We start from the raw sequence: 25,972 nt of genomic DNA on the forward strand, positions 1-25,972 counted from the left end.
ACGCTAATGCAATTTTTTGTGGCACGCGGATTGCTCCGAGGCATTTGTCGAGAAGTGTTCCCAAGAGCACCCACTACGAGGTTACTGATCATGGCTGGCTTTCCTCACGCTCCGTCCCTGATTAACTGGCTGCTGATTCTGGCCTCGATGCTCAGCGTCGAGCTGGCCGGCGCGGCCGTACGTTGCGAGCGCAACCTGGTGGCCAACGTCGTCGCCTTCGATCAGCCACTGATGTTCAACCGCCTCGGCGCGCAGAACATCAACGGCATGATGTTCGCCCTGCGCCGCGATGTGGTCGATGAACATGAGCAGTCACTGGCTTACGGCGGCGCCGCAGTGCCAGGCAAAGTTTCGCTGCGCCCGGACAAGCGTCCACGGCCGCTGGTGCTGCGTGTGGCTGCCGGCGATTGCCTGACGATCAATCTGCAGAACCTGCTCGACTATCAGGCCAACCCGAACAAGCACTTTGAAAACGAGGGCGAAGAGGAGGGGGCCGAGAACACCAACGGCGCCGAAGACTTCAAAGTCGACGAGCAGGTCGCCGACCGTCACGTCGGTTTCCAGGTCAACGGCCTGCAAGCGGTGAACAGCATCGATGACATTTCCTCGTTCACGGGGCGGAACGCCAATACGCTGGTGCCACCGGGCGCCAGTCGTTCTTACACCTTGTACGCCGAACGTGAAGGCGCGTTTGCCGTGAGCAGCCGTGGCGCAACGTTTGGCGGCGAGGGCGCGGCCGGCAACGTTGCCAACGGTCTGTTCGGCCAGGTCGTCGTGCTGCCCAAGGGCGGTCGCACCTATCGCAATACCCTCACCGAAGAAGAAATGCGTCTGGCCACGACTGGCCGCGCACCCACCGGCCAACCGATCGTTGATTACCAGGCGCGTTACCCACAACGCGAACCGTGGTTGCGCGAAGGCAAGGCTGGTACGCCGATCATCGGCATGGTCGACGGCAATGAAATCATTTCCAGCGAGAGCGATGCGATTGTCATGGGCAGCAACGCCGACGGCAGTTTCCCATCCAGCACTTATCCGCTGGAGTCGGTGGGCAAACGCAACCCGGCAATCCCCAACCGCCTCGAAGCGTTCCGCGATTTCGCCTCGCAATTCCAGGATGAAACCGCTGCCACTCAAGCGTTCCCGGCGTATTGGGCCGACCCGGTGATGGCCCATGTGCTGGAGCCGACCCGCGACTCGTTCATGATTAACTATGGCTCCGGCGGCATGGGGGCCGAAGTGGTCGCCAACCGCTTGGGCGTGGGGCCGATGCACGACTGCCTGTCGTGCGCCTATGAAGAATTCTTCCTCAGCTCGCACACGGTTGGTGATGTGGCAATGCTGGTGGATGTGCCGGCCAACACCGGGCTTGAGAACATCGCCCCCGGCCAGATACCGCGCGCCGATCAGATCGGCGTGAAAGCCACCATGGCGCTGTATCCGTCGGAGCCGTCGAACGTCAACCACAGCTACATCGGTGACTTCGTCAAATTCCGCAATACCCACAATGGCCACGAGCAGCACATCTTTCACCTGCACGGCCATCAGTGGTTGTTCAACCCCAACGACGACAACTCCGATTACGTCGACGCCCAGGGCATCGGGCCGGGCGCCGGTTATACCTATGAAATCGCCAACGGTGGTTCGGGCAACCGCAACCGCGTTGCCGGTGATGCGATCTATCACTGCCATTTCTATCCGCACTTCGCCCAGGGCATGTGGGCCATGTGGCGGGTGCACGATGTCTTCGAAGAAGGCACTCGACTTGATGTTTCGCAGCAGGGCGCCGATGGCTATCACAGCGAACCGTTTGCCTTGCGCAGTGGCAAACCGGCGGCGGGCGCACGGGCCTTGCCCGATGGCGAAATCGTCGCCGGTACGCCAATTCCGGCCATCGTGCCGCTGCCGGGCAAAGCCATGGCGCCAATGCCGGGCAAAGTCGTGGTGGTGCCGAAAATCGGTGAAACCCTGATCGCCGGCAATGATGACGACGATGACGAAGAAGAGGGCGATGATGACGGCGAGCACCATGGCGGCAACGCCGGCGGTCAAGCCATCGGCTCGCTGGCGCTGGTCGATCGCAGCGAAGCCAACCGCAATGCCGACGGCAGTCTGAAAAACCCTGGCTACCCATTCTGGATCGGCGGCATGGAAAGTTCGGTCGGCCAGCGCCCGCCAACTCCGCCACTGGACATGCTCGACGCCGCCACCGCGCAAGCGCTCAAGGCCAGCGGCAAAGCGCTGTGGGCCAACCTTGACCCGGCGCAGTCCGGCGGTTGGGATGGCGGCTTGCAACGGCACGCACTCGACGGCGTCGCGGCCGGTGGCGAGGCGCACACCGTCACCACTTCACTGGATTTCTCCAAGGAAGTCACCCGCGCCAAACCGATTTACCTGCCGGAAGAAGGCACCGAAGTCGAACAAGCGGCGATGGCCTTCCACGCGAAAAAAGACCATCCAAGTTATGCCTTGCTGCCCGGCAATCAAGTGGTGGCCAAGGCGTTTCGCACCAACGGTGCCTTGCCGATGGCCGGCGCACCGTATTACGAACCGTGCATGGATGACCGGCAAAAACGCCTGACCGCCAGCGCCGGTAGCGGTGAATTCGCCAGCGGTGAACGCATCGACGGCATGTCCTTCGTCGGCGCCTCGAGCTTCACCGCCGACCGCCCACGCATCTACAAAGCCGCCAACATTCAGTTCGACGCGGTGTACAACAAGGTCGGTTACCACTTCCCGCAGGCGCGCATTCTGGCGCTGTGGGAAGACGCCTGGCCGGTGATCACCAAGCAACGTCCGCCAGAGCCGCTGGTGATGCGCATGAACACCTTCGATTGCGTGCAATACCAGCAAACCAACCTGGTGCCGGCCACCTATGAGATGGACGACTATCAGGTGCGTACGCCAACCGACGTGATCGGCCAGCACATCCACTTGCCGAAATGGGATCTGACCTCGGCGGACGGCTCGTCCAACGGCTGGAATTATGAAGACGGTGTGCTCTCGCCCGGCGCGGTGCAGGAACGCATTCACGCGATCCGCGAGTTCAATCAATGCGCCGGTACTGACCCGCGCGACGGCACCCAGGCCTGCCCGAAAGCCAAGAACCATCCGTTCTTCGGCCAGTACGGCCGCGCCGATTGGCTCGGTGCGCGCACGGCGATGCAGCGCTGGTTCGTCGATCCGGTGGTCAATGCCAAAGGCGTCGATCGCGGCCTCGGCACGATCTTCACCCACGACCACTTAGGCCCATCGACGCACCAACAGATTGGTCTGTACGCGACTGTGCTTGCTGAGCCGGCCGGTTCGACCTGGTTCCACGCCGAAACCGGCGAGCCTCTCTATAGCGGCGCGCGTCAGGACGGTGGGCCGACCTCGTGGCAAGCAGTGATCAACACCGGCGACCTCGATGGCGACGGCAAGAACGACAGCTTCCGCGAGTTCTTCCTCGAATACAGCGACTTCCAGCACGCCTATGAAGCTGGCGTCTATGTGGGAGCGGGTCCTAACGGTGTGCCGAATGCGCAGGCGTTCCCGGCCACCGCCGACAGCTTCCGCTACGCGATCAACCCGCCGGTGCGCAACAACGCCAGCAACTTGCTTGAAGGCGTACTGGAAGTGCAGGGCGGTCAGGTCCCTGGCTGCCCGAGCCGGCCATGTCCGCAGGCGATTTCGGTGGATGATCCTGGGATGTTCGTCGTCAACTATCGCAACGAGCCACTGGCGCTGCGCGTGTACGACCCGAACAAGGTCGGTCCGGATGGCAAGCGCGGCATGCAGGCTGATGGCCTCGGTGGCGATCTGTCGTTCGCCATGCAAAGCCGCACCGACCGGGCGATCCCGGCGATGAACCTGGCGCCGAATCTGCTCACCTCAGCGACCGGCCCAACCGGCGGCACTACGCTGTTTCCGCCGCACATCAACAAGGGCGGCGCCGAACCGGGTGACCCGTTCACGCCGATGCTGCGCACCTATACTGGCGACAATGTGCGGCTGCGGGTGCATGCCGGCGGCCATGAAGAAGAGCACAACGTCACCCTGCACGGTGTGAAGTGGCTGCAGAGCGGTTCCGGCTTCGGTAACAGCTCCAACTCCGGCTGGCGCGCGTCGCAGATGATCGGCATCTCCGAGCAGATGGGCTTCATTGCGCCGGTGTCGATGCTCTCCAGTTCGGCGGCGACCACGGGCGATTATCTGTACTCGATGGACGCTTCGATCGAAGGCTACTGGAGCGGTATCTGGGGCGTGATGCGCAACTACACCGCCAAACGCGCCGACCTGTTCGCCATCCCGAACAACCCGAGCCCGGCGGGCATGCGCAACACCGTAGCGTTCGAGGGCAGTTGCCCGCGCTATGGCGCCAACCCTAACGGCATTGGCACCCGGCCCACTGTGCAGCGCAACTATGAAGTGGTCGCGGCGCTGGCCAATGACATCCTCGGCAATACGCTGGGCCTGACCATCGGCGATCCCGAAGGGCTCGGCCAGCATGTCGGCGGGCCGCTGAATCCGGCGGGTGGCACCTTGGTGCTGAACTCGCGCACGGTGAGCATTCCACAAGTCACAGTGACCGACCCGGAGGATGGCGAAACCATCACCATCGGCGGGCAGAGCGGGCCGTTGCATGACCCGACCGCGATTCTGTATGTGCGTAAATCCGATCTCGATCCGGTCAGTGGCAAGCTCAAACCCGGAATCCCGGTCGAACCGCTGGTGTTGCGTGCAGCCGCAGGGGATTGCATCAATATCACTCTGGAAAACCGTCTGCCGAGCGTGATGCCTGACCTGACCCAGACGGCGGTGATGCAAGGCATGGTCAAGCGTGATCGCAACAGCGGTCTGGGTTCGACCACCTTCAGTAACAACCTGATGCGGCCGTCCAGCCACGTCGGCCTGCACGCGCAATTGCTGGCCTACGACATCACCAAATCCGACGGTGCCAACGTCGGCGCCAACCCGATCCAGACCGTGCCACCGCGTGTTGGCAACAGCGGCGCGTACCCGACCCGTACCTATCAGTACTACGCCGGGCATCTGGAGCGTGAAGGCAAACCGGTGACTCAACTGGGCCGCAGCGTCGACAACATCAACGCCACGGCGGTGGAGTTCGGCGGCTTGAACATCACCCCGGCGGACGTGATCAAGCAGCCGCAAAAAGGCCTCGGTGGGGCGATGAGCATTCTGCCGATCGGCGCGACCTGGGTTGATGATGCACGCAAGGTCAACGCCACGGTTACGGCGCCTGGGCAAACCAGCTACCGCGATTTTGCGATGGTCTGGCACAAGGCGTTGAACACCCGTTGGGCCAATGGCCGGCCAGTGGAAGGAATTGCCGCCGAAGGCTTCGGCGTGCCGACTGATCCGCAGGACAACTCGAGCATGGCGATCAACTACAAGACCGAACCGCTGTGGTATCGCTTCGGCCTCGCCCCGGACGCACCGTTTGGTCATGCCGACGGCGCGGGTTACGGCGACATGGTCAACGCGCACATGGCTTACAGCAATGCGCTGGTCGGCGGTGATCCGCAGACGCCTGTGCTGTATGCCAAACCGGGGCAACCGTTCCGCACGCATATTCTGATGCCGAGCGGTGGCAGTCGTGGCACCACGTTCCAGCTCGACGGGCATGTCTGGTCGGTGAACCCGTTCCAGGCCGAGAAGAGCGATGTCGGTGGTTATCCGATGGGGTCGCCGGGCGTAGGCTCGGTGCGCTTCGGCTACAACCCGATGTCGATGTACATCGGCGCCCACGAAAGCATCCTGCCGGCTGCGCACTTCAGCTTCATGATTCCGAGCGCTGGCGGCAGCAATGCGATCCCGGGGGATTACCTGTTCCGCGACTACGCCGCCTACGGCAACACCTCCGGTTTATGGGGACTGCTGCGCGTGACCAACGAACCGGAGCCGGCGCCGCCAAGCCAGTAGGCACAACGAAGAGCCTTGTAGGAGTGAGCCTGCTCGCGATTGGGGCAACTCGGTTTCGGATGGTGAGGCGGATGACGCCATCGCAGGCAGGCGAAGGCCTACAGGGGCCGGTGGTGGGCAGTGAGGATGCGGTAGGAATGCAAATCCCTTGTGGGAGCGAGCTTGCTCGCGAATGGGGGCAACTCGGTTTGTGAGGGTGAGGCTGAAGACGCTTTCGCGAGCAGGCTCGCTCCCACATGAGGGACGGTGTTTTGCCAGGTGAAGAGGTAGGGGAGAGTTAGATGAACAGGATCATCAACATCATTGGTATTTGCTCGCTGGCCATGGCCGGGGCGGTGCTGACGCTGAGTGAGATTGCGCTGGCGCAAACCGCTGGCGATCAGACGCTCAATCGTGACGGAGTGGCGGTGGACTTCAACCTCAAGCCACTGGCCGTCGACGGCAAGCTGCGCGAAGGCGAATTCGCCGATGTGCAGTTCCGCGTCACTGACAGCGCCTCCGGCCAGCCTCTGTCCGGCGTGGCGCCGGGCGCCTGGGTCGATCCGCAGACCCTCGCCGCCGATCAGGCCCAGGGCCGCGACCAGAGCTGCAAAGCCCGGGTCGGCGTGTTCCTCAAATCCAACATCGGCGCGCGGCCGTTACTCGACCTCAACAGCTATTTCCTGCTGGTGATGAACCGTGACGCCAGCATCGCCGTGGTCGATCCGTCGGTCTCGGTCGGCGGCATCACCAGCACCCTCGCACGGATCGAACTCAAACAACCGCCGATGGATTGGGTCACGCCCAAAGACAACAAACGCGTGTTCGTCTCGATGCCGACCGCCGGCGAAGTGGCCGTTATCGACAGCGAGCAATTCAAGGTTCTCGATTCGATCAAGGCCGGCAGCCAACCGGTGCGCGTGGCGCTGCAACCCGATGAACGTCTACTGTGGGTCGGCAACAACGCGAGCAAAGCCGAGGACTCCGGCGTGACGGTGATCGACACGCAAAGCCTAAAAGCCCTCAAACATCTGAATACCGGACGCGGCCACCACGAAATCAGCTTCAGCAAAGACAGCCGCTACGCCTTCGTCAGCAATCGCGACGACGGCACCGTCAGCGTGATCGACATCGCCAGCCTGACCATCGTCCAGCAGATCAAGACCGGCTCCCATCCGTTGTCAGTCGCCTATTCGCCGCTGTCCGGCGCGGTCTACGTGGCCGATGGCAAGGACGGCACCGTGAGCGTGATCGACGCCAGCACCCACGCCATCCGCCGGGTGATCAAACTGCAACAAGGCCTCGGCCCGATGGGCTTCAGCGCCGACGGCCGCTTCGGTGTAGTGCTCAACACCGTGGAAAACCGCGCCACGGTTATCGACGCCTCCACCAACAGCGCGATCCACGACCTCGACGTCAGCGCCGAACCCTACCAAGTGGTGTTTACCCAGGCCTACGCCTATATCCGCGGACTCGCTTCACCAAAAGTCACCATGATCAACCTGTCCTCCCTCGGAGAGGGCCGCCAACCGATCAGTCAAGGCTTCGAGGCCGGCCCGCAAGCGCCGCGCCTGGCCGGGGATTTGCCGCTGGCCTCAAGCCTCGCGGTGTCGCGTGACGACAACGCGGTGTTCGTGGTCAATCCGGTCGACAACACCACCTATTTCTACGCCGAAGGCATGAACGCGCCGATGTCCGGTTACCCCAACCGTGGCCAGATCGCCCGCGCCGTCATGGTTATCGATCGCAGCCTGCGCGAAGTCTCGCCGGGGCTCTACAGCGCCCGGGTAAAACTGCCGGCAGCAGGGCGCTTCGACGTGGCGTTCCTGCTCAACCAGCCGAACATCATTCACTGCTTTACCGCGCAGATTGATCCTGACGGCAAACCGCAAAAACACCTCGGCCAGCCGAAAGTCGAGTTCCTCCTCGACAAGACTGCCGTGGCACTCAACGACCCTTACGTCGTGCGTTTCCGCATCGTCCAAGGCAAAGACAAAACCCAGCGCAGCGGCGTCAAAGACGTGCAACTGCGCTACTACCTCGCGCCCACCTCGCACCCCCGCGAAGTGGCGGCGCTGGAAGTCGCCGATGGCGTATACGAAGCGCCAATCACCCTCGACCGCAGCGGCGCCTGGTATCTGCATGTGCGTGCGGCATCGCTGGGTGCCGGTTTCGATGACAAGTCCTTTGCCAGTGTTCGGGTCGCCCCCGGCCAGGCCCGTTGAAGAGGAGTTTCGACATGAACCGATTTGCATCCACTGGCCTGCTGACCCTGTGCCTGTTGAGCCTTGGCATTCAACAAGTCCACGCTCATTCGGCCGACGAACACGCCGGTCACAAAGCCCCGGCCAGCAACACCCAGGAACATGCCCAGGTGAAATTCGCCAATGTGCCGTTGCTCGACCAGAACGGTAAAACCGTACGCCTCGAACAAGACCTGGTGAAGGGAAAAATCGTCGTCATGAGCTTTATCTACACCAGTTGCACCACGGTGTGCCCGGTGGTTTCGTCGATCATGGGCAAGGTGCAGAAGCAGCTCGGCGCGCGGGTCGGCGAAGAAGTGCAGTTGGTCTCAATCAGCATCGACCCGCAGCGCGACGACCCGAAACGCCTGCAGGATTATGCCCGTACCTTCCAGCGCGGGCCGGGCTGGAGCTGGCTGACCGGTTCACCACAGTCGATCAATGAAACCCTCAAGGGCCTTGGCAGTTTCAGTGGCGACCTGAAAAGTCATCAACCGCTGATCCTCGTCGGCGACGGCGACAGCCGCCACTGGATGCGCTACTACGGCTTCACTGATCCGGCGCTGCTGGCCAAGGAAGTGGAAAAACTCAGCGGCCTGCGCACCCACGCCAAACACACCGCCATCGCCATGGAGCAACAGCCATGAGACTGCTCGACTGGATCTCCCTGACCGTGTGCTTCTGGATTCTTGGTAACGTCGCGCTCGCCCACGAAGGCCACGTCTCTGAGCCGCCAGCCGCTGTGGCTGCCGCCCCGGCCAAAGGCACTCACGATGCGAAAACCTGGTTCACCGACACGCCGTTGCAGGATCAGAATGGCGAGACCCTGCGCTTCTACAGCGATGCGCTGCAAAACCGCATAGTCCTGCTCAACGTGATCTTCACCAGTTGCAACGACGCCTGTCCGCTGATCACCCAAAAGCTCAAGGAAGTGCGCGAGTTGCTCGGTGACAAGGCGCAGGACATCACCTTTATTTCCCTTACCAGTGACCCGTTGCGCGATACGCCGGCGGTGCTCAAGGCTTACACCTTGAAGCAGGGTTCCGATGACCCTCATTGGCTTTTTCTTACCGGCGACAAGGCGCAGATGGACCTGGTATTGAGCCGCATCGGCCAGATCGTGCCGACTCCCGAACAGCATTCCACACAGTTGATCGTCGGCGATGTCGCCAATAAACGCTGGAGCAAAATCCGCCCCGACGCCCCGGCCGCCGCCATTGCCCAGCGCTTGCAGTTGCTGACAATGCCCGTGGCTGGCCGCTGAGTCCGCGCCATGAACCTGAGCGATGTACTCGCCCTGATCCTGCTCGCTGGCGTCAGCCTTGGCGCGAGTGCTGCGCCGCTGACTTCGGAGGAAGCGGCAGGCAAGCGCCTGTACCGCCAAGGCCTGTCAGCTAGCGGCGAAGCGATCATGGCGCGGGTTGGCGCGGCGGATATGTTGCTGCCGGCAACCAGCCTGCCGTGCGCCAATTGCCACGGCGCCGATGGCCTCGGGCGACCGGAAGGCGGGGTGCGTCCGCCGCCCCTGAACTGGGCGCGACTGACCAGCACCTACGGTCAGCAACAGGTCAACGGGCGCAGCTATCCGGCGTACACCGAAAGCAGTCTGGCGACTGTCATCGAGCAGGGCCGCGACCCCGGCCACAATCGCCTCGACCCGAGCATGCCGCGCTTTCTGCTGTCGATGAAGGATCAGCGCAATCTCACCGCGTACCTCAAGCGTCTGGCCGATGAGCGCGACCCGGGCCTCGATGCCGAGACCCTGCACCTGGGCACCTTGCTGCCCAGCCAAGGCCCTTTGGCCGAGGAGGGCGCGACAGTAGCAGCCGTACTCAACGGCAGTGTCGCGCGGATCAATCAGGCCGGTGGCATTCACGGCCGCCAGTTGCGGTTGACGGTGATCGATCCCGGTCCGGATCGCGCCAGTGCCGAGCAGGCATTGCAGCGTTTGATCGAGCAGGAACAAGTGTTTGCCCTGATCGCGCCGCTGGCGCCGGCCCTCGACGGCGAACTCGGGCCGCGTCTGGAACAGGCCGGCATGCCGCTGATCGGGCCGATGTCGATCCTCGGCACCCTGCAGACCAGTCCACAGATTTTCGAACCGTTGCCCGGCCTGCGCGAGCAACTGATCGCCCTGGCCGACTATGCCACGGTGAGTTTGCGCGTGCTGCAAGGGCCGACGCTGATTGCCTATCCCGATGACCCTGCACAAACGCTGGCCGCGCAAAACCTCGGCCAGTACTTGCAGGATCACGGCTGGCAAAAAGTCCATCTGCAAGCCTACGACCCAGCAGCGGATGCACTGCCGCTGGGCTCGCGATCAGTGTTTTATCTGGGCAATGGCGGCGGTTTCAGTCGTCTGGCGACGCGCCTGCAAAGCGCCGGGCAAGTGCCGTATCTGTTCGCCGCTTCAAGCCAAGTGGCCGGCGATCTGCTGCAAGTGCCCGACGGCTTCACCCGGCGGGTGTTTCTCGCCTATCCGTTCGTGCCCAGCGACTGGACCCAGACCGGACGCATGGCCCTGACACTGCTGCGCGAAGGCCAGGGCCTTGGCGCCCAGCACGCCGTGCTGCAAGTCGGCGCTTACGCCTCGATGTTGCTGCTCAGCGAAGGCATGAAACAGGCTGGCCGCGACGCCAGCCGCGAAAAACTGGTGACGGCGCTGGAAGGCCTGCACGACTTCGACACCGGCCTGACCCCGCGCCTGAGTTTCGGCCCCGGCCGACGCTTGGGCTTGAGCGGCGCCCACGTGGTCACCGTGGATTTGCCCGATCAGCGTTTCTATCTGGTCGCGCCTTATAAACCGATTGTTGCCAGCCCCTGAATGGAGGGCCCGATCATGAAGCTCACAACGCTGATAATGCTGCTGACCTGTTGGCTGCCGCTGGCGTGGGCCAATAACGAACCGGCCGTGGCGCGAGTCAACGGCGAGGAGATTTCCGGGTTTCGCTTTGAGCGCTTCTTCGCCGAATACCTGGAAGATCAGGGTCGCGCCGTGGCGAGCATTCGTAGCCCCAGGGCCTATAAAGAGCTGCGTCAGGCAGCGCTGCAAACGTTGATCGACAAAGAACTGCTATGGCAGGAGTCGCAAAAACGCGGTGTGCAGATTGACGATCAAGTGGTGCGCGAGCAAATCGAGCAAACCCGCATGGCCATCGGCGGCGCGGATAAATTCGTCCGGCGCTTGCAGGACGCCGGTTTCGATGAGGCATCCTTCACCGAGTACACCCGCCGCGAACTGGCGGCGCAGCAGATGTTCGCCGAACTGATTCGCGCCAATACCTTGCAACCACGCCACCTGCTGATCCGTGTGCCCGCGCAAGCGGATACAGCCACAGTCGCCGCAGCGCGTCTACGCTTGTTGCAAATGCGCGCCTCGATTGTAAGCGGGGCCACGTTCGCCAGCGATCCGGTGCGTTCACCGTTTGGCTGGCATGTGATTTATTTGCCGAACCACCTGGAGGCCGCCGATGTCCCAGATTTACAGGGGCTGGACACAGTCAGGGCACAGCTCGCCCGACAGCAACAGACCCAGGCTCGTCGTCAGGTGCTCGCGCAATTACGGGTGCAGAACAGGATCGAACGAATTGACGACGACTGAAGGTTCCCCCCCAATAGTGGGGAATGGCTTCGATGCCCGTTCAGGTGCTTCCCCGTTTCTGGGGAACGGGGTACCGGGACGAGCGGGCATTGTCATTAAATTCAAGGACATGAAGACGTAAAATTACCGGCACTCAGCCTGGCATGAAGTGTGCGTTACCGATGGTAAGGCGCACTCTCAGGGCGGGGTCATCGGACCTGCTGTTTCAAGGAGTCGACCTTGGTTAACAAAGTACTGGTTGTCGAAGACGAACAGCTGCTTGCACAGAACCTTCAGGATTATCTGTCGGCGCAGGGGCTGGACGTCCGGATTGCACATGACGGAGCGACGGCGATCGGCCTGGCCGAAACCTTTGCCCCCGACGTGCTGGTGTTCGATTACCGCTTGCCCGATATGGAAGGCTTTGAGGTGCTCGACGCGGTCCGCCAGAACAGGACGTGCCATTTTGTGCTGATAACGGGTCACCCGACCGCTGAAGTCTGTGAGCGGGCGCGGCAACTGGGGGTCAGCCACATCCTGTTCAAACCGTTTCCTTTGGCGGAACTGGCCCGAGCTGTCTGCGACCTTCTGGGGTTCAAGCGCGAAGCGAAACCCGGTGCAAACCCTTCCGAGGGTTTCGTCGAACGACGCCAGAGCAGGACCGAGAGCTTCCCGTTGCAGTTGTACGATGGCAGTTGGGTGTTGGCGGATCGGCGACGACAGTTGCACGCCAAGGCACCGGACGACGATCAAATGCTCACCGGGGAGTAATGGCGCGAACAGACGTTCCGGCACTTGCCGCCAAGGTTTGCCGCGCCGACAGGGCTCTAAGCCCCGGTTGGAGAGCAAGCTATGGAACGTCTGTCCGTTGTCGTCGAACCGCTGTTGGCCGAAAGCGCCCCCGCGCGCTTTTCCAGTGAACAGCTTGCTCAGGCCCGGGCGCGGGCCGCCACCTCCGGCGAACGCGTGCTTGAAGCCCTTGGCGTACTCTGTGAATTGGCGCCGATGCCGTTCATTCACACCCTCGGCGCTACCCTGCATTACCCGGTGCTCGACACCGACAGCCTGTTTCAAGCGACGCCGGTGTTCGACCGCGTCACCCTCGCACAATGCCTTAAACGTGAATTCATCCTGCTGCGCCACAACGACGAAGTCATTGGCGTGTTCGCCGACCCTTTCGACCCGGCGCGGCTGGCCTGGATCGACGATTGCCTGCATGGCGCGCCGCTGCATCTGGTGCACGCCGATGACCTCAAGGCCTATCTGGCCCGCCACGAAGAAAGCTTCCACGCCGTCGAATCGCTGAACGCCCAGGGCGACACTCACAGCGAAATCGACACCCTGCAAAGCCTGTCGCTGACCAGCATCAGCGAAGACGCCAGCAGCGTGGTGAAACTGGTCAACTCGACCCTCTACGACGCGCTGAAAATGCACGCCAGCGACATTCACCTCGGCACCACCGGCCACGGTCTGGTAATCAAGTACCGTATCGACGGCGTGCTCAACAACATCAGCAAAGTCCAGGGCAACGAGTTCGCCGAACAGGTGATCTCGCGGGTCAAGGTCATGGCTGAACTGGACATCGGCGAGAAGCGTGTGCCGCAGGACGGACGCTTCAAGATCGGCATCAGTGGCCGTCAGATCGACTTTCGCGTGTCGATCATGCCGAGCATTTTTGGCGAAGACGCGGTGCTGCGTGTACTCGACAAACAGGATCTCGCCGACAAGGTCTGCGGCGTGCAATTGCAGGCGCTGGGCTTTGAAGACGAAACCCTGCGCCAGTTGCGCCGCCTCGCCGCTGAACCCTACGGCATGGTCCTGGTCACCGGCCCGACCGGCAGCGGCAAGACCACCACGCTGTACGCGATGATCACCGAGATCAACCACGGCGTGGACAAGATCATCACCATCGAAGACCCGGTCGAATATCAATTGCCGGGGGTACTGCAAATCCCGGTCAACGAGAAAAAAGGCCTGACCTTCGCCCGAGGCCTGCGCTCGATCCTGCGCCACGACCCGGACAAGATCATGGTCGGCGAGATCCGTGACCCGGACACCGCGCAGATCGCTGTGCAATCGGCGCTCACCGGTCACTTGGTGTTCACCACCATCCACGCCAACAACGTCTTTGACGTGATTGGCCGCTTCACCCAAATGGAAATCGACCCCTATAGCCTGGTCTCGGCGCTCAACGCGATTCTTGCCCAGCGCCTGATCCGTCTGGTCTGCGCCAGTTGCAGCGCGCCGGTCAATCCAAGCGATGAAGAGCTGCGCGCCTCAGGCCTCGATCCACAGAAAGTCGACCATTACCACTTCGTTCATGGCAAGGGCTGCGGCCACTGCCGGGGCAGCGGTTACCGCGGGCGCACGGCGATTGCCGAACTGCTGCACCTCGACGACGAGCTGCGCCAGATGATCGTCGAGCGCCAACCGATCAAACAAATCAAAGCCCTGGCCTGTGCCCGAGGTTTGCGCCTGCTGCGTGAATCGGCGCTGGAACTGGTGGAACAAGGTCGCACCACGCTGGAGGAGATCAATCGTGTCACTTTTATCTCGTGAGCGTTTTGTCGCCGTGCTCGGCGCCAGCGGTGTTGGCCTCGGTCAGCGGCGTGGCAGCGACACCCTGTGGCTGGGCAGCGTCGGTTACATCGACGAAGGCTTCCAGAGCTACGCGGTGGCGCTGGATACCCTCGATCGCCTGCTCGGTGAACACGCTCGCGCCGGTGCCGAATTGAGTGTGGTCATCTCCGGGCACTTCAGCCGCTTCTGCCTGGTGCCGTGGAGCGCGCAGATCAGCAGCCCTGAAGAACTGCGTGGTTTCGCCCAACTGTGTTTCGAAGACCTGTTCGGAGCGCCAAGCCAAGCCTGGAGTCTGGTGCTGTCCGCCGAGCCTGCCGGTTACGACCGCATTGCCAGCGCCTTGCCGCAAGACTTGCTTGAACGTCTGCGCGCGCTGGTCAACGGTCGCGGTTTGCGCCTGCGCTCGGTGCAGCCGTACCTGATGACGGCGTTCAACCGCTTCGACAAAAGCCTCGATGCCGGCGACTTCCTCTTCGTCGTCGCCGAGCCGCAACGCAGCGTGTTGTTGCTGGCGAGGGAAGGGCGCTGGGCCGGTGTGCGCTCAGTGGGCGGCAGCGACAGCGATGGCGCGTTGAATGCCCTGATCGGTCGCGAGCGGCAGCTGCAAGCCTCGACCAGTGAACGCGCCTTCAACGTTTATCTGCATGCCCCGGCGCGCCTCGATGCGCATCCGGACGTGGCGGGGGTGCAACTGCGCACCCTTGAAGACGCCTCGATGAACGTGCGTGACGGCTTGTACGTCATGTCCCGGGCGGTGGCCTGATATGCGCGCCCTGAATCTGGATTTTCAACCGCGTCCCCGTTCCGGCCCGTTGGGTTGGAGCCTGCTTGGCGGCGGTGTGTTGTTGGCGGCGCTGTGCTTCGGCGTGCAACAGCACCTCGACGCGCACACCGAACAGCAACAGGGCCACCTGCAAACCACCCAGCGTCAGCTCAACGGTGACAGCGGCGCCAAGTCAACCCTGAGCCCGGCGCAAATCCGCGAGCAAGCGGCAAACCTCGCCGAAATGCGCAAGGTCTCGCAGCAACTGCGCCGGCCGTGGGAACGCCTGTTCGCCATGCTCGAAGCGATGCCGCGCGATGACGTCGCGCTGCTGACCCTGACCCCGGATGCGCGCAAAGGCCAGGTACGGATCAGCGCCGAAGCACGGGATCTGCAAGCGATGCTCGACTTCCACAAACGGCTGGAAGCCAGCGACGAGCTGTCCGACGTGTCGCTGCTGAGCCATGAAATCGTCGTCAAATCGCCGGAACAACCGGTGCAATTCAACCTGTCGGCGACTTGGGAGATTGGCGATGCGAATCCCTAGACTGATCGTCCACGAATACCTGCAAGGCCTTGGCATTCCGGGCCTCGCCGGACTGGCGCTGCTGCTGGTCGCCGTGGCTTGGGCACTCGGCGGTTTACTGCCGGGCTGGCAATCGTTGCAGCACATCAGCCAACAGACTCAGGAAGCCACCTCGTATCTGGCCAAGGTTGAAGACGGCAGCATCGCGCCGCCGGTGGTGCCGCAGCGTCAGCTCGACGACTTCCGCAACAAACTGCCGACGCAGCCGCAAGCCACCGTCGCCATCGACCGCATCTACGCCCTCGCAGCCCAGGAGCACATCACCTTGGCTCGCGGCGAATACGCCCTCGGCGTCGACCCTAAAACCCATCTGGCGCGCTATCAGATCCTCCTGCCAGTGCGCGGCAGCTACCCGCAACTGCGCCGCTTTCTGCATGCCTTGCTCGGTCAGTTGCCGGCGGTGGTGGTGGAAGACCTCGAGTTGCAACGCAAGAAGATTGGCGACACCGACCTCAATGGCCGGATCCGTATGACCCTTTACCTGTCGAGGTCGTGATGAATACCAAACGCGTGACAGGTTGGTTGGCGTTCTTCGGCGTAGCGGCCGCGCTGGCGTGGTTGCCGGAATATTTCTCGCCGAGCGAAGACGCCGACTCGAACGAAGTGGCTGTCGCTACGCCGGGGAAGACCCGAGGCGCGCTGCCGGCCAGCACCGCCAAGGCTAAAGACGCCCCGATCAAGGACCTGAGCCCGGCCGGCGACCTGTTCGCGGCCAAATCCTGGAAGGCCGCGCCAACCCTGGCCACGGTCACCGAAATGGCCATCAATCCAGCAACAGTGGTGCAAGCCCCGAGCCTGCCACCGGTGCCGTTTCAGTTCGTCGGCAGGCTGCATGACCGCAGCGACCTGCAAGTGTTTTTGCAGAACGGCGAAAAGATCTACGTCGTGCGCAACGGGGATGTGATCGACGACACCTGGAAGATCACCGGCATTTCCGATCTGGAACTGAGTCTGGTCTACCTGCCCTTGCATTTGTCGCAGACCCTGTCTGTGGGGAGTACGCAATGAACCGTTGCCGTTTGCTGATGAGCCTGGGCCTGTGCGCCGGGCTGGCCGCGTGCAGTTCTGCACAAGTGGCGAACAAGGAGGCCGCCGACCTGATTGAACAGGGTCAGTACGAGGCGGGTCTGGCCCGAATCGAAGAAGGCCTGCGCGAAAACCCACGGGACACCGAACTGCATCTGTTGCTCAACAGCGGTCGGGCCAAGGCGATCACGGCGTTGCTGACGACTGGCGACACTGACCGTTCGCGCCGCGACTTTGCTTCGGCACGGGTGGCCTACAACCGCGCGCTGACCATCGAGCCGAACAACCGCCGCGCTCAGGATGCCCTGAAGCAGATGGATTACCTGCGCAGCATGGACGAAAAACTGGAACTGGCCCGTGGCGACCTGCGTCGCGGCGACATCTACGGCGCTGATCGCCAGGTCAAACAGATCCTCGAACTCGACCCGAACAACGAGGGTGCGCTGGAGCTGCAAGGCAACATTCGTCTGGTGCAGAGCCGCAACGTGATTGCCTATCCGCAACTGCGCACCAAGCTAGATCGGCCAGTGACTTTGGAATTTCGCGACGCCAACCTCAAGACCATTTTCGAGGTGCTGTCGCAGGTCGCCGGGCTCAATTTCATTTTCGACAAAGACCTGCGCCCGGACATGAAAGCCACGATCTTCGTGCGTGACGTGCGCATCGAAGATGCGGTGACCCTGCTGCTGCAACAGAACCAGTTGCACCAGAAAGTGGTGAACGAAAACACCTTGCTGATCTACCCGGACTCGCCGCAGAAAGTGAAGGATTACCAGGAATTGGTGATGCGCACCTTCTACTTGACCAGCATCGACGCCAACACCGCGCTGAACATGGTCAAAACCATGCTCAAGACCCGCGACGTGTTCGTTGATGAACGCCTCAACACCCTGACCATGCGCGACACCGAAGACGCCGTGCGCATGGCCGAAAAACTTCTGCAGTCGCAAGACCAGTCCAACCCGGAAGTGGTGCTCGAAGTGGAAGTGATGGAAGTCGCCACCCAGCGCATTCTCGACCTCGGCCTGCAATGGCCGAACACCTTCGGCGTGGTCAACAGCGACGGTTCGGCGGTGACCCTGCTTGATCAACTGAAAGGCATCAACTCCAGCCGGATTTCGATTTCACCGTCACCGCAAGCCAAGATCAACGCCCAGGACAACGACATCAACACCCTGGCCAGCCCGGTGATTCGCGTCAGCAACCGCGAGCAGGCACGGATCCACATCGGTCAGCGCGTGCCGATCATCAGCGCCACGTCGGTGCCGTCGACGCAAGGCCCGGTGATCACTGAAAGCGTCACTTACCTCGACGTCGGTCTGAAGCTCGAAGTGCAACCGACCGTGCACCTGAACAACGAAGTGGCGATCAAGATTGCCCTCGAAGTCAGTAATGCGACGCCGCTGGAGCCGACCCGTCAGGGCACGATCCCGGTGCAGGTCGACACCCGCAACGCACAAACCTCGCTGCGCCTGCATGACGGCGAAACGCAGATCCTCGCCGGCCTGATGCGCAACGACCACGGCGCCACCGGCAACAAGATTCCCGGCCTCGGCGACATTCCCGGGATTGGCCGCTTGTTCGGCAGCAACAAGGACACCGTCGGCAAATCCGAACTGGTGCTGTCGATCACCCCACGGATCGTGCGCAACTTGCCGTACCAGAGCCCGTCGGACATGGAGTTCTCCACCGGCACTGAAACCAGCATGCACATCCAGGCACCGGATCGTTCGCAGAGTTACGTGATGCCATCGCCTGCCGCGCAGCCGCGTGCAGTCGGTGAATCGGCCGTGGCCACCACCCGCGTCACTGTCGAGAAGCCTTGATCATGAACGCCTCCCAACGCGGTTTCAGCCTAATCGAAGTCGTGGTGACGCTGGCCCTGATCGGCCTGTTGGCGAGCATGGCCGCGCCGCTGACCGAGACTTTGGTGCGGCGTGGCAAGGAGCAGGAATTGCGCAACGCGCTGTACCAGATTCGCGATGGCATCGACGCCTACAAGCGTGCCTTCGATGCCGGGTACATCGAGAAGTCGCTGAACAGCAGCGGCTACCCGCCGAACCTGCAAGTACTGGTCGAAGGCGTGCGCGATGTGCGCAGTGCCAAAGGCGCCAAGTTCTACTTTTTACGCCGCATCCCGCGCGATCCGCTGGTGCCGGCCAAACGTGATGACGAAGGGGGTTGGGGCGTGCGCGCCTACAACAGTTCGGCTCAGAACCCGCGCGATGGCGAGGACGTGTTCGACGTCTACTCCCACGCCCGCGGCAAGGGCCTCAACGGCATCGCCTACCGCGAGTGGTGAACCTCATGCGCCGGGAAAAAGGTTTTACCTTGCTGGAGTTGATGGTGGTGATGACGATCATCGCCACGCTGATGACCATCGCGCTGCCGCGCTACTTCAATAGCCTCGAAGCGTCGAAGGAAACCACGTTGCGCCAAAGTCTGTCGGCGATGCGCGAGGCGCTGGATCACTTCTACGGTGACACCGGGCGCTATCCGGATTCCATCGAGCAACTGATCGAACAGCGTTACCTGCGCAACGCGCCACTCGATCCGATCACCGAACGTAAAGATCAGTGGGTGCTGATCGCGCCACCGGATGGCGTTGCCGGTGGCGTGGCCGACATCAAAAGCGGTGCTTCCGGGAGGGCGCGTGATGGCAGCCAATTTTCCGAGTGGTAACCGCGCGCAGCAGGGTGGCTTCACCTATCTCGGCGTGCTGTTCCTGATTGTGGTGATGGGCATGGGCCTGGCCAGTGCCGGTGAGTTGTGGTCGACCGCTTCGCGCCGTGACCGTGAACGCCAGTTGCTCTGGGTCGGCACTCAGTACGCCCAGGCGTTGCGCAGCTACTACCGCAGTTCACCGGGGTTGGCGCAGTACCCGAAAGAACTGGCGGATCTGCTTGAAGATCAGCGCTTTCCCGAGGCCAAGCATCACCTGCGTCAGCTCTATCCGGACCCGATCGGCCAAGGTGAATGGGCGCTGCAACGCGGTTTCGATGGACGCATTACCGGTCTCAACAGCCCTTCGGCCGAGCTGCCTTTGAAGCAATCGGGCTTCCCGACGCAGTGGTCGGATTTCGACGGCATGCAGCGTTATTCGGACTGGCAGTTCGTCGCCGAAAAAGCCTTCCTCGACGGCACCAATGGCCCGGCCAAAGGCCAGTCGAATCTGCCACAGGCGTTGCAGCCATGACTCGCCAATGGTGGTGCGCGTTGGTCCTCACCGTGGTGGCGGGCTGCGCCCAGGCCGGTGAAGAAGACGAAATGATGGGTTTCATCGTCGATGACACGATCTCGCACATCGGACACGACTTTTACTACTCGTTCAGTGAACGCCTGCGCGACACCAGCCGGATGGATTTCAACCTGGTGGTGCGCGAGCGGCCCGACGCGCGCTGGGGCAGCCTGGTGACCGTGGAATATCAGCAACGCCTGGTTTATCGGCGCTTCCTGCCGCCGAACACCGTGGAACTGAAGGACGAGGCCTACGCGGCCGCCGACTGGGTTCGACGCCAGGTTGTCCAGCGCAAGCTGGAGGCTCTGTTGCAGGACACCACCGACCTTGAGAAGGACGAACTATGAACAGCACAACGTTCTCACGGCGCAGCGGATTCTGGATCTCGGGGTTGTTGATCGGGCTCGCCAGCGCTGCCGCTGTCCAGGCCACTGAACTGGTCTACACGCCGGTCAACCCGTCGTTCGGCGGCAACCCGCTCAACGGCACCTGGTTACTCAATAACGCGCAGGCGCAAAACGATCACGACGATCCGGACCTGAAAAGCCGTTCGAGCGTGGCCGGCACCTCGGCGCTGGAGCGCTTCACCAGTCAATTGCAATCGCGGCTGCTAGGGCAGTTGCTGGACAACATCTCCACTGGCAATACGGGGAGCCTGTCCACCGACTCTTTTATCGTCAACGTCATCGACGACTCCGGGGCACTGAGTATTGAAGTGACCGATCGAGCGACCGGTGAGGTTTCGGAAATTCAGGTGAACGGCCTCAACCCGTGACGGGCTGACGGTTCCGGGGAGAACGGACATGAAAAAGATCATCGCGTTAGGGCTGCTGTTGGCGACATTACAAGGGTGCAGTCTGCGTGAGCCGATGTCGGCCGAGCAGGACACCGAAACCCCGACCCTGACTCCAAGGGCCTCGACTTATTACGACTTGCTGAAGATGCCGCGACCCAAGGGGCGGTTGATGGCGGTGGTGTACGGCTTCCGTGATCAGACCGGGCAGTACAAGCCGACGCCGGCGAGTTCGTTTTCCACCAGTGTGACTCAGGGCGCGGCGTCGATGTTGATGGACGCGATGCAGGCCAGTGGCTGGTTTGTGGTGTTGGAGCGGGAAGGGCTGCAGAACCTGTTGACTGAACGCAAGATCATTCGCGCGTCGCAGAAGAAGCCGAATACGCCGGTGAATATTCAGGGTGAGCTGCCACCGTTGCAGGCGGCGAACATGATGCTCGAGGGCGGGATCATCGCGTATGACACGAATGTGCGTAGCGGTGGGGAAGGGGCGCGGTATCTGGGGATTGATTTGCAGCGTGAGTATCGGGTGGATCAGGTGACGGTGAATTTGCGGGCGGTGGATGTGCGTAGCGGGCAGGTGTTGGCGAATGTGATGACCAGCAAGACGATTTATTCGGTGGCGCGCAGTGCGGGGATTTTCAAGTTTATCGAGTTCAAGAAGTTGCTTGAGGCTGAGGTTGGGTATACGACGAATGAGCCGGCGCAGCTTTGTGTTCTGTCGGCGATTGAGGCGGCGGTGGGGCATATGGTGGCGCAGGGGATTGAGCGGCGGTTGTGGCAGGTGGCGGGGGACGCTTCTGTGCCGGGGCAGGATGATGTGTTGAATCGGTATTTGAGCCAGAACAAGATTGATCCGGATGCGGAGTGAGGTTTTTGCTGTTGAGCTTGGCGGCCTGACAGCCGACCAGGCTCTCTCGGTCGAAACCGGTTTAAACCTGTAGGAGTGAGCCTGCTCGCGATAGCTATTTCTCAGACACAGGAGCTATTGCGGATGTACCCAAATCCTTGTGGGAGCTGGCTTGCCAGCGATGGCGGCCTTACAGCCGACCAATCTCTGGCAGATGTACCCAGTTCCAACTGTGGGAGCCAGCCTGCTGGCGATGATTTTCTGGCTGGCTGAGTACATATCCATTCTTGCGGTAACGGCTGCTTAGGGTTTCGCCCTGACGGCGACTCACTTTTTTTACAAACGCCTAAAAAAAGTAAGCAAAAAAACGCTTGCTCCTACGTGCGGCCCACTCGCTAAAGCTCGGGGTTCCTTCGCTCCGGAATCGATCCGGGCGCAGCGCCTACGGTTTGCTTCGCTGCACCTCCTCTCGCTGTGTTTGGCTGCGCCAAATGGTCGCTGCGCTCCCACGCCCGGATCAATCCCTCCACTCAGCCTTCCGACGTCGCCCGTGGATCAAGATCAAGAGCAGGCGAGCTGACACTCGGCCTATTGAGTGGTGAGGAGCACAGCGTGGTCGGCTTTGGATTTGTGGTGGATTCGCCCCTCACCCCAGCCCTCTCCCGAGGGAGAGGCAGCCGATTTGTGGGCTTTTCAAAGCCTGAGTTCGACTCGGTATTTCACGTCGGCGTACCTCTTCCAAACACCCCGGTCAGTCCCCTCTCCCTCCGGGAGAGGGCTAGGGTGAGGGCTGCGATCTGAAGTGTGTTTAAAGAAGTGTCTGAATCGGCGGAACCTTCCCACAATGTTTTCAGGTTGTCCGTCGGACGTCCGGTCTCTAGCCTATGTTCGTCGCTGTCAATTCAGCGACCGGGCGTGGAAACCCGAGTAACTACAGAGCGCACAAGCGCCATTCATAACGTATCCTTGCGCACCTCACTGTGTGCACTTTGTTATGGCGGCTGTGCGTGGGAGACCTTGTGTCTGCCGGGTTGCCTCTGTCCCGGGTTTCCAACCTGCGTACAGCTGCCACCTATTCGCTTGGAAACCGAATGGGGGGCCAGCTATAACCGTCATACAGGGTAAATAACCATGAAAAAACCAACACCCAACCCCCCAGAACCAGACACCAACACCACATCCCCCTACGCCTCAGTCGACTGCAAAAAACTCCACGAAGCCGCCGACCGCGCCCTCGATTTCTACCTCAACCCCACCGCCCACATCATGTCCAGCGCCAACGAGCCGGAACCCATGTACCTCGCCAACCCCAGGTACAACACCGAATCCCTGTTGGCCAACGCCAGCGAAACCCTCGGTTCAGCCTGCGAAATGCTCATCAACTTCGCCGCCTCGCTGGAAACCTCACAGCGCAAGACTGCACTGGGTATCGCACAAGTCGTCATGCTGGGCGAACTGGCGGTGAATCAAGCTCTCGATCACGTCGAGCTGAAGGATGGCTGATTGATCGTTCCCACGCGCAGCAAAGGAATGCAGCCCCTGACGCTCTGCGTCAAATTCGCGAGTTGGAACGCGGAGCGTCCCGAGAGGCATTCCCACGCAGAGCGTGGGAACGATCAAAAAAACCGTACCTCCACGGGAGGCACGGTTTTTTGTGTTGAGACGAGGAAGCGATCTTAACCGGGGTCGCGTCGAGGGTACTCCTGACGCGCATGCAAGATGCTCACAATCTCAATTTGGTCCGCCACTTGATAAACGACGAGATAGTTCGGGCTTACCACAATCTCTCGAGTGCCAGGAGAGCGGCCTTTGCGATACAGGTGTGGATGCCAACAAAGCGCAGATGTAGTTTTTACGACGGACGTGTGAAGTGCAGTCGCCGCTACAAAATTTCGTTCGCCAATGTACTTCAGGATTTTCGAGAGTTCGACCCGAGCCTTGGGTCGCCACTTAATCTGCATCAGCGCTTTTGCGCATTGATTCCATCAAGGCATTGATTTCCTCCATCACTTGCTCATGGGGAATACTCGGGCGCGGATCATCGAGAGACGCTTGTACTTCCGCCCTGAACCAGCGGTCATAACTCGCAGCCTGTTCTTCAGGATCAAGATCCGAGACGACTGGGCACAGTGGGTCGATCAAGGACGGGTCGATCATAGAGCCTCCGGGTTTGGTGCCTCGAAGTCTATTCGTTAACGGTATCGCTGTCGTCGCTGTCTGGATGAATTGCATGTAGGCCAAGCTCCATTAGGATCAAGTTGTCCTGGCAAATCCTAGAGCCTGCACTTCCGACGGCCAACCGCCAGAACTTGTCAGAAAACTCCCCGAATTTCTGAAAACGTTCCGTTTTCCGTAGGACGCAACTCAAGCGTAAGCGCAAAAAAAACCGCGACCCCCCTCACCAGAGAATCGCGGCCCATCAACACCCAACCCTACTGCTGCAACACCGTCGCCTGGTTAGCCGACCCGAACTGCTGAATATTCGCCGTCTGCGTAACCCCACTCTGATCGACATTGGCAATGTTCCCCGTGCCGCCCTGGGTCACATACGCCACGTTCATCGTATCCGCCTGCTTAACAGTGATCATGTTGTCGCTGCCATACAACTGCGCGGTATACGCCTGATTCCCCGACCCAGACTGATCAAACTCAGCACTGTTACCCGTGCCATTCGAAGAACCCTGCACCAGGTTGCCCGTGCCGCGTTGATCGGAGATCAAAATGTTGTCGCTACCATTCTGATCAAAATACAGCTCGTTATACGAATCAGCCTGACTGACCGTGGTCTTGTTGCCCGTCCCGGTCTGATGCGTGGTCATGACTTGCCCGACGCCATCCTGAGTGAAGCTGGCGATGTTGCCATTGCCCGCCTGAGTAACGGTCGCGCGTTGGCCGCTGCCGAACTGGCCGCCGGATTGCGGGCCTTTCCAGTTGCTGGCGTAGACCTTGTTGTCGTTGCCCACGGAGGTGGCGTTGAGCACGTGGCTGTCGCCGTTCTGGTAGGTGAAGTGCACGTTGCCGTTACCGACCTGATACAGCGCCAGTGTCGAGTTGACCGATTCGAACTGGTCGGCGTAGATCGCGTTGGTGTTGCCGACCTGGGTGACGGCGGCGGTGTTGTTTTCGCCGAAGCTTTGGTCGACCACGGTTTCGTTGCTGTCACCGTACTGGTTGACGGTGGCCTGGCTGGCGAGTTGCGCGTCCTGCCAGATTTCAGTGCCGTTGAGGTTGCCGAACTGGTTGATGGTGATGTTGCCGCCGGTGCCATTGCGCTGGTCGCCGTAGGCGTAGTTGCCTTCGCCGGCCTGGTTGATGCCGATCTGGCCACCGTTGTGCAGCACTTGTTCGGCGGTGCCGTAGTTGGCGGTGCCGTACTGGGTGATCACGGCGCTGTTGCCGGTGCCTTCATAGAGTTGTTCGATGTTGGCTTCGTTACTGTCGCCGAACTGGAAGGTTTTGCCTTCGCTGCCGTTCTGCGAATCCTGATAGATGAACGAGAAATTGCCAGTGCCTTGCTGTTGTTGCAGCGCATTGTTCGGTGAGCCGAAGCCCAGCGACTGGCTGGCGTGGGCGGTGTTGAAGGCGCCGACCTGTTGCTGGGTGATGGTGGCGTTGTCTTCGTAAAGTTGTTCCGCGTAAGCGGCGTTGTAGTCGCCGACCGCGTCCTGGGTGATCACGCTAGTGGCATGGTCTTGCACGGCGGCGGCGTCGTTGCCCTGGCCCAGTTGGGTCTGGGTTGCGGTGCTGAATGGGGCCTGGGTCTGTTTAACGTCCGCGATGTTGGCGGTACCGACCTGGCTTTGGTTGGACAGGCTGTCGTCGGCCATCGCCTGGGCACTGATCATGACCAGGATGGCGGCGGTGAGGGGCGTCAGTTTGAACATGATGAACTCTCCGATGATTTGCAGTGCTTAGCGATATTGCTTGACCGAAACGCTCATGCCGTTGCCCGACTGGGTCACGGCGCTTTGCAGCCCCGCGCCGGCCTGCTCGATGCTGGCGTCGTTGTTGTTGCCGTTTTGCGAAATCTGCGCGCGGTTGTGGCTGCCGTTTTGCGTGATTGAGGCGGCGTTGCCGGAACCGTTCTGGTTGATCAGCGCCATCAGGTCGCTGCCCTGTTGCAGGATGTACGCCTCCTGATTGCTGCCCGACTGCACGATCTGCCCGAGCAGCGACTGACCGTTCTGTTGCAGCAGGGCGACGTTGGCCTGGCCGAGCTGGTCGATCAGGGCTTGCTGACCCACCGGTGGGGGCAGTTCGCCGAGATCGCTGCTGGTCGGGGCCAGGTCGTCGTTTTCCATCAGGTCGTCGGCGCGCACGCTCGCAGTGCTGCACAGCAGGAGCAGGCAAAGCAGGGCTGCGATCGGCGTGTTCATGGCGAAAATCCTGTGTGGCGTTATCCGGTTTAG

24 protein-coding genes are annotated in these 25,972 nt (G+C 61.4%); 20 read left to right on the plus strand and 4 right to left on the minus strand.

The annotated features are described in order from the left end of the window. Positions 1–90 precede the first annotated feature (90 nt). From mnxG to PspR84_RS10780, 20 genes are all read left to right on the plus strand, one after another. A complete protein-coding gene (mnxG, locus tag PspR84_RS10685; RefSeq protein ID WP_160057217.1) occupies positions 91–5,925 on the plus strand; it encodes a manganese-oxidizing multicopper oxidase MnxG in 5,835 nt (1,944 codons plus the stop codon). A 281-nt stretch (positions 5,926–6,206) separates the two neighbouring features. Continuing rightward, positions 6,207–8,129, plus strand: coding sequence for a cytochrome D1 domain-containing protein (locus PspR84_RS10690; protein WP_160057218.1), 1,923 nt, complete (start codon positions 6,207–6,209; stop codon positions 8,127–8,129). A gap of 14 nt (positions 8,130–8,143) precedes the next feature. Then, a complete protein-coding gene (locus tag PspR84_RS10695; RefSeq protein ID WP_160057219.1) occupies positions 8,144–8,794 on the plus strand; it encodes an SCO family protein in 651 nt (216 codons plus the stop codon). Further along, entirely contained in the window at positions 8,791–9,411 is a 621-nt protein-coding gene (locus PspR84_RS10700; RefSeq protein WP_122597808.1) for an SCO family protein, read from the plus strand. Before PspR84_RS10695 ends, PspR84_RS10700 begins: the two co-directional genes overlap by 4 nt. 9 nt (positions 9,412–9,420) lie before the next feature. Next, complete coding sequence (locus PspR84_RS10705; protein ID WP_160057220.1) at positions 9,421–10,971, plus strand: ABC transporter substrate-binding protein; 1,551 nt, start codon at positions 9,421–9,423, stop codon at positions 10,969–10,971. 15 nt (positions 10,972–10,986) lie between these two features. Next, positions 10,987–11,748 carry a SurA N-terminal domain-containing protein gene (locus PspR84_RS10710; protein ID WP_160057221.1) on the plus strand — a complete coding sequence of 254 codons (762 nt, stop codon included), beginning with the start codon at positions 10,987–10,989 and terminating at the stop codon, positions 11,746–11,748. A gap of 219 nt (positions 11,749–11,967) precedes the next feature. Continuing rightward, the gene (locus tag PspR84_RS10715) at positions 11,968–12,498 is read left to right on the plus strand and encodes a response regulator (protein WP_160057222.1); all 531 of its coding nucleotides are present in this window, start codon (positions 11,968–11,970) and stop codon (positions 12,496–12,498) included. Positions 12,499–12,579: 81 nt separating this feature from the next. Further along, positions 12,580–14,286, plus strand: coding sequence for a GspE/PulE family protein (locus PspR84_RS10720; protein WP_160057223.1), 1,707 nt, complete (start codon positions 12,580–12,582; stop codon positions 14,284–14,286). Continuing rightward, complete coding sequence (locus PspR84_RS10725; protein ID WP_160057224.1) at positions 14,267–15,070, plus strand: hypothetical protein; 804 nt, start codon at positions 14,267–14,269, stop codon at positions 15,068–15,070. Before PspR84_RS10720 ends, PspR84_RS10725 begins: the two co-directional genes overlap by 20 nt. Before the next feature lies 1 nt (position 15,071). Further along, positions 15,072–15,617 (plus strand): PilN domain-containing protein, encoded by a 546-nt coding sequence (locus PspR84_RS10730; RefSeq protein ID WP_160057225.1) that lies wholly within the window; start codon positions 15,072–15,074, stop codon positions 15,615–15,617. Then, positions 15,604–16,152 (plus strand): GspMb/PilO family protein, encoded by a 549-nt coding sequence (locus PspR84_RS10735; RefSeq protein ID WP_160057226.1) that lies wholly within the window; start codon positions 15,604–15,606, stop codon positions 16,150–16,152. The genes PspR84_RS10730 and PspR84_RS10735 overlap by 14 nt, the downstream gene beginning before the upstream one ends. After that, positions 16,152–16,664 carry a hypothetical protein gene (locus PspR84_RS10740; RefSeq protein WP_095047573.1) on the plus strand — a complete coding sequence of 171 codons (513 nt, stop codon included), beginning with the start codon at positions 16,152–16,154 and terminating at the stop codon, positions 16,662–16,664. Before PspR84_RS10735 ends, PspR84_RS10740 begins: the two co-directional genes overlap by 1 nt. Continuing rightward, the gene (locus tag PspR84_RS10745; protein ID WP_160057227.1) at positions 16,661–18,508 is read left to right on the plus strand and encodes a secretin N-terminal domain-containing protein; all 1,848 of its coding nucleotides are present in this window, start codon (positions 16,661–16,663) and stop codon (positions 18,506–18,508) included. Before PspR84_RS10740 ends, PspR84_RS10745 begins: the two co-directional genes overlap by 4 nt. Positions 18,509–18,510: 2 nt before the next feature. Next, on the plus strand, positions 18,511–18,984 hold the full coding sequence (locus PspR84_RS10750; RefSeq protein WP_038364886.1) for a type II secretion system protein: 474 nt from the start codon (positions 18,511–18,513) through the stop codon (positions 18,982–18,984). 5 nt (positions 18,985–18,989) lie between these two features. Next, the gene (locus PspR84_RS10755; RefSeq protein WP_160057228.1) at positions 18,990–19,364 is read left to right on the plus strand and encodes a type II secretion system protein; all 375 of its coding nucleotides are present in this window, start codon (positions 18,990–18,992) and stop codon (positions 19,362–19,364) included. Beyond that, on the plus strand, positions 19,339–19,878 hold the full coding sequence (locus PspR84_RS10760) for a type II secretion system protein (RefSeq protein WP_160057229.1): 540 nt from the start codon (positions 19,339–19,341) through the stop codon (positions 19,876–19,878). Before PspR84_RS10755 ends, PspR84_RS10760 begins: the two co-directional genes overlap by 26 nt. Beyond that, positions 19,875–20,267, plus strand: a complete 393-nt coding sequence (gene csgE / locus PspR84_RS10765; RefSeq protein ID WP_127926659.1) for a curli production assembly/transport protein CsgE — start codon at positions 19,875–19,877, stop codon at positions 20,265–20,267. The genes PspR84_RS10760 and csgE overlap by 4 nt, the downstream gene beginning before the upstream one ends. Continuing rightward, on the plus strand, positions 20,264–20,695 hold the full coding sequence (locus PspR84_RS10770) for a curli assembly protein CsgF (RefSeq protein ID WP_016987875.1): 432 nt from the start codon (positions 20,264–20,266) through the stop codon (positions 20,693–20,695). Before csgE ends, PspR84_RS10770 begins: the two co-directional genes overlap by 4 nt. A gap of 28 nt (positions 20,696–20,723) precedes the next feature. Continuing rightward, positions 20,724–21,584: a CsgG/HfaB family protein gene (locus PspR84_RS10775; RefSeq protein ID WP_095111635.1), complete on the plus strand. Its 861-nt coding sequence runs from the start codon at positions 20,724–20,726 to the stop codon at positions 21,582–21,584. Between the two features lie 1,110 nt (positions 21,585–22,694). Further along, entirely contained in the window at positions 22,695–23,066 is a 372-nt protein-coding gene (locus PspR84_RS10780) for a DUF6124 family protein (RefSeq protein WP_160057230.1), read from the plus strand. Between the two features lie 173 nt (positions 23,067–23,239). Here PspR84_RS10780 and PspR84_RS10785 read toward each other — a convergent pair whose 3' ends face one another. The 4 genes from PspR84_RS10785 to PspR84_RS10800 form a co-directional block, all read right to left on the minus strand. Beyond that, positions 23,240–23,524, minus strand: a complete 285-nt coding sequence (locus PspR84_RS10785) for a type II toxin-antitoxin system RelE/ParE family toxin (protein WP_160057231.1) — start codon at positions 23,522–23,524, stop codon at positions 23,240–23,242. Further along, on the minus strand, positions 23,514–23,720 hold the full coding sequence (locus tag PspR84_RS10790; RefSeq protein ID WP_034152589.1) for a hypothetical protein: 207 nt from the start codon (positions 23,718–23,720) through the stop codon (positions 23,514–23,516). Before PspR84_RS10790 ends, PspR84_RS10785 begins: the two co-directional genes overlap by 11 nt. 275 nt (positions 23,721–23,995) lie before the next feature. After that, entirely contained in the window at positions 23,996–25,447 is a 1,452-nt protein-coding gene (locus PspR84_RS10795; protein ID WP_160057232.1) for a curlin, read from the minus strand. 27 nt (positions 25,448–25,474) lie between these two features. Beyond that, on the minus strand, positions 25,475–25,939 hold the full coding sequence (locus tag PspR84_RS10800; RefSeq protein ID WP_160057233.1) for a curlin: 465 nt from the start codon (positions 25,937–25,939) through the stop codon (positions 25,475–25,477). Positions 25,940–25,972 lie beyond the last annotated feature (33 nt).

This window comes from Pseudomonas sp. R84 (assembly GCF_009834515.1).
In the GTDB taxonomy this organism is placed as follows: Bacteria; Pseudomonadota; Gammaproteobacteria; order Pseudomonadales; family Pseudomonadaceae; genus Aquipseudomonas.

Excerpts from the sequence above, each read along its gene's own strand:
- mnxG (WP_160057217.1), top strand. The coding sequence starts at position 91 with ATGGCTGGCTTTCCTCACGCTCCGTCCCTGATTAACTGGCTGCTGATT.
- PspR84_RS10690 (WP_160057218.1), top strand. The coding sequence starts at position 6,207 with ATGAACAGGATCATCAACATCATTGGTATTTGCTCGCTGGCCATGGCC.
- PspR84_RS10695 (WP_160057219.1), top strand. The coding sequence starts at position 8,144 with ATGAACCGATTTGCATCCACTGGCCTGCTGACCCTGTGCCTGTTGAGC.
- PspR84_RS10700 (WP_122597808.1), top strand. The coding sequence starts at position 8,791 with ATGAGACTGCTCGACTGGATCTCCCTGACCGTGTGCTTCTGGATTCTT.
- PspR84_RS10705 (WP_160057220.1), top strand. The coding sequence starts at position 9,421 with ATGAACCTGAGCGATGTACTCGCCCTGATCCTGCTCGCTGGCGTCAGC.
- PspR84_RS10710 (WP_160057221.1), top strand. The coding sequence starts at position 10,987 with ATGAAGCTCACAACGCTGATAATGCTGCTGACCTGTTGGCTGCCGCTG.
- PspR84_RS10720 (WP_160057223.1), top strand. The coding sequence starts at position 12,580 with ATGGAACGTCTGTCCGTTGTCGTCGAACCGCTGTTGGCCGAAAGCGCC.
- PspR84_RS10730 (WP_160057225.1), top strand. The coding sequence starts at position 15,072 with ATGCGCGCCCTGAATCTGGATTTTCAACCGCGTCCCCGTTCCGGCCCG.
- PspR84_RS10735 (WP_160057226.1), top strand. The coding sequence starts at position 15,604 with ATGCGAATCCCTAGACTGATCGTCCACGAATACCTGCAAGGCCTTGGC.
- PspR84_RS10740 (WP_095047573.1), top strand. The coding sequence starts at position 16,152 with ATGAATACCAAACGCGTGACAGGTTGGTTGGCGTTCTTCGGCGTAGCG.
- PspR84_RS10745 (WP_160057227.1), top strand. The coding sequence starts at position 16,661 with ATGAACCGTTGCCGTTTGCTGATGAGCCTGGGCCTGTGCGCCGGGCTG.
- PspR84_RS10750 (WP_038364886.1), top strand. The coding sequence starts at position 18,511 with ATGAACGCCTCCCAACGCGGTTTCAGCCTAATCGAAGTCGTGGTGACG.
- PspR84_RS10755 (WP_160057228.1), top strand. The coding sequence starts at position 18,990 with ATGCGCCGGGAAAAAGGTTTTACCTTGCTGGAGTTGATGGTGGTGATG.
- PspR84_RS10760 (WP_160057229.1), top strand. The coding sequence starts at position 19,339 with ATGGCAGCCAATTTTCCGAGTGGTAACCGCGCGCAGCAGGGTGGCTTC.
- csgE (WP_127926659.1), top strand. The coding sequence starts at position 19,875 with ATGACTCGCCAATGGTGGTGCGCGTTGGTCCTCACCGTGGTGGCGGGC.
- PspR84_RS10770 (WP_016987875.1), top strand. The coding sequence starts at position 20,264 with ATGAACAGCACAACGTTCTCACGGCGCAGCGGATTCTGGATCTCGGGG.
- PspR84_RS10775 (WP_095111635.1), top strand. The coding sequence starts at position 20,724 with ATGAAAAAGATCATCGCGTTAGGGCTGCTGTTGGCGACATTACAAGGG.
- PspR84_RS10780 (WP_160057230.1), top strand. The coding sequence starts at position 22,695 with ATGAAAAAACCAACACCCAACCCCCCAGAACCAGACACCAACACCACA.
- PspR84_RS10785 (WP_160057231.1), bottom strand. The coding sequence starts at position 23,524 with ATGCAGATTAAGTGGCGACCCAAGGCTCGGGTCGAACTCTCGAAAATC.
- PspR84_RS10790 (WP_034152589.1), bottom strand. The coding sequence starts at position 23,720 with ATGATCGACCCGTCCTTGATCGACCCACTGTGCCCAGTCGTCTCGGAT.
- PspR84_RS10795 (WP_160057232.1), bottom strand. The coding sequence starts at position 25,447 with ATGTTCAAACTGACGCCCCTCACCGCCGCCATCCTGGTCATGATCAGT.
- PspR84_RS10800 (WP_160057233.1), bottom strand. The coding sequence starts at position 25,939 with ATGAACACGCCGATCGCAGCCCTGCTTTGCCTGCTCCTGCTGTGCAGC.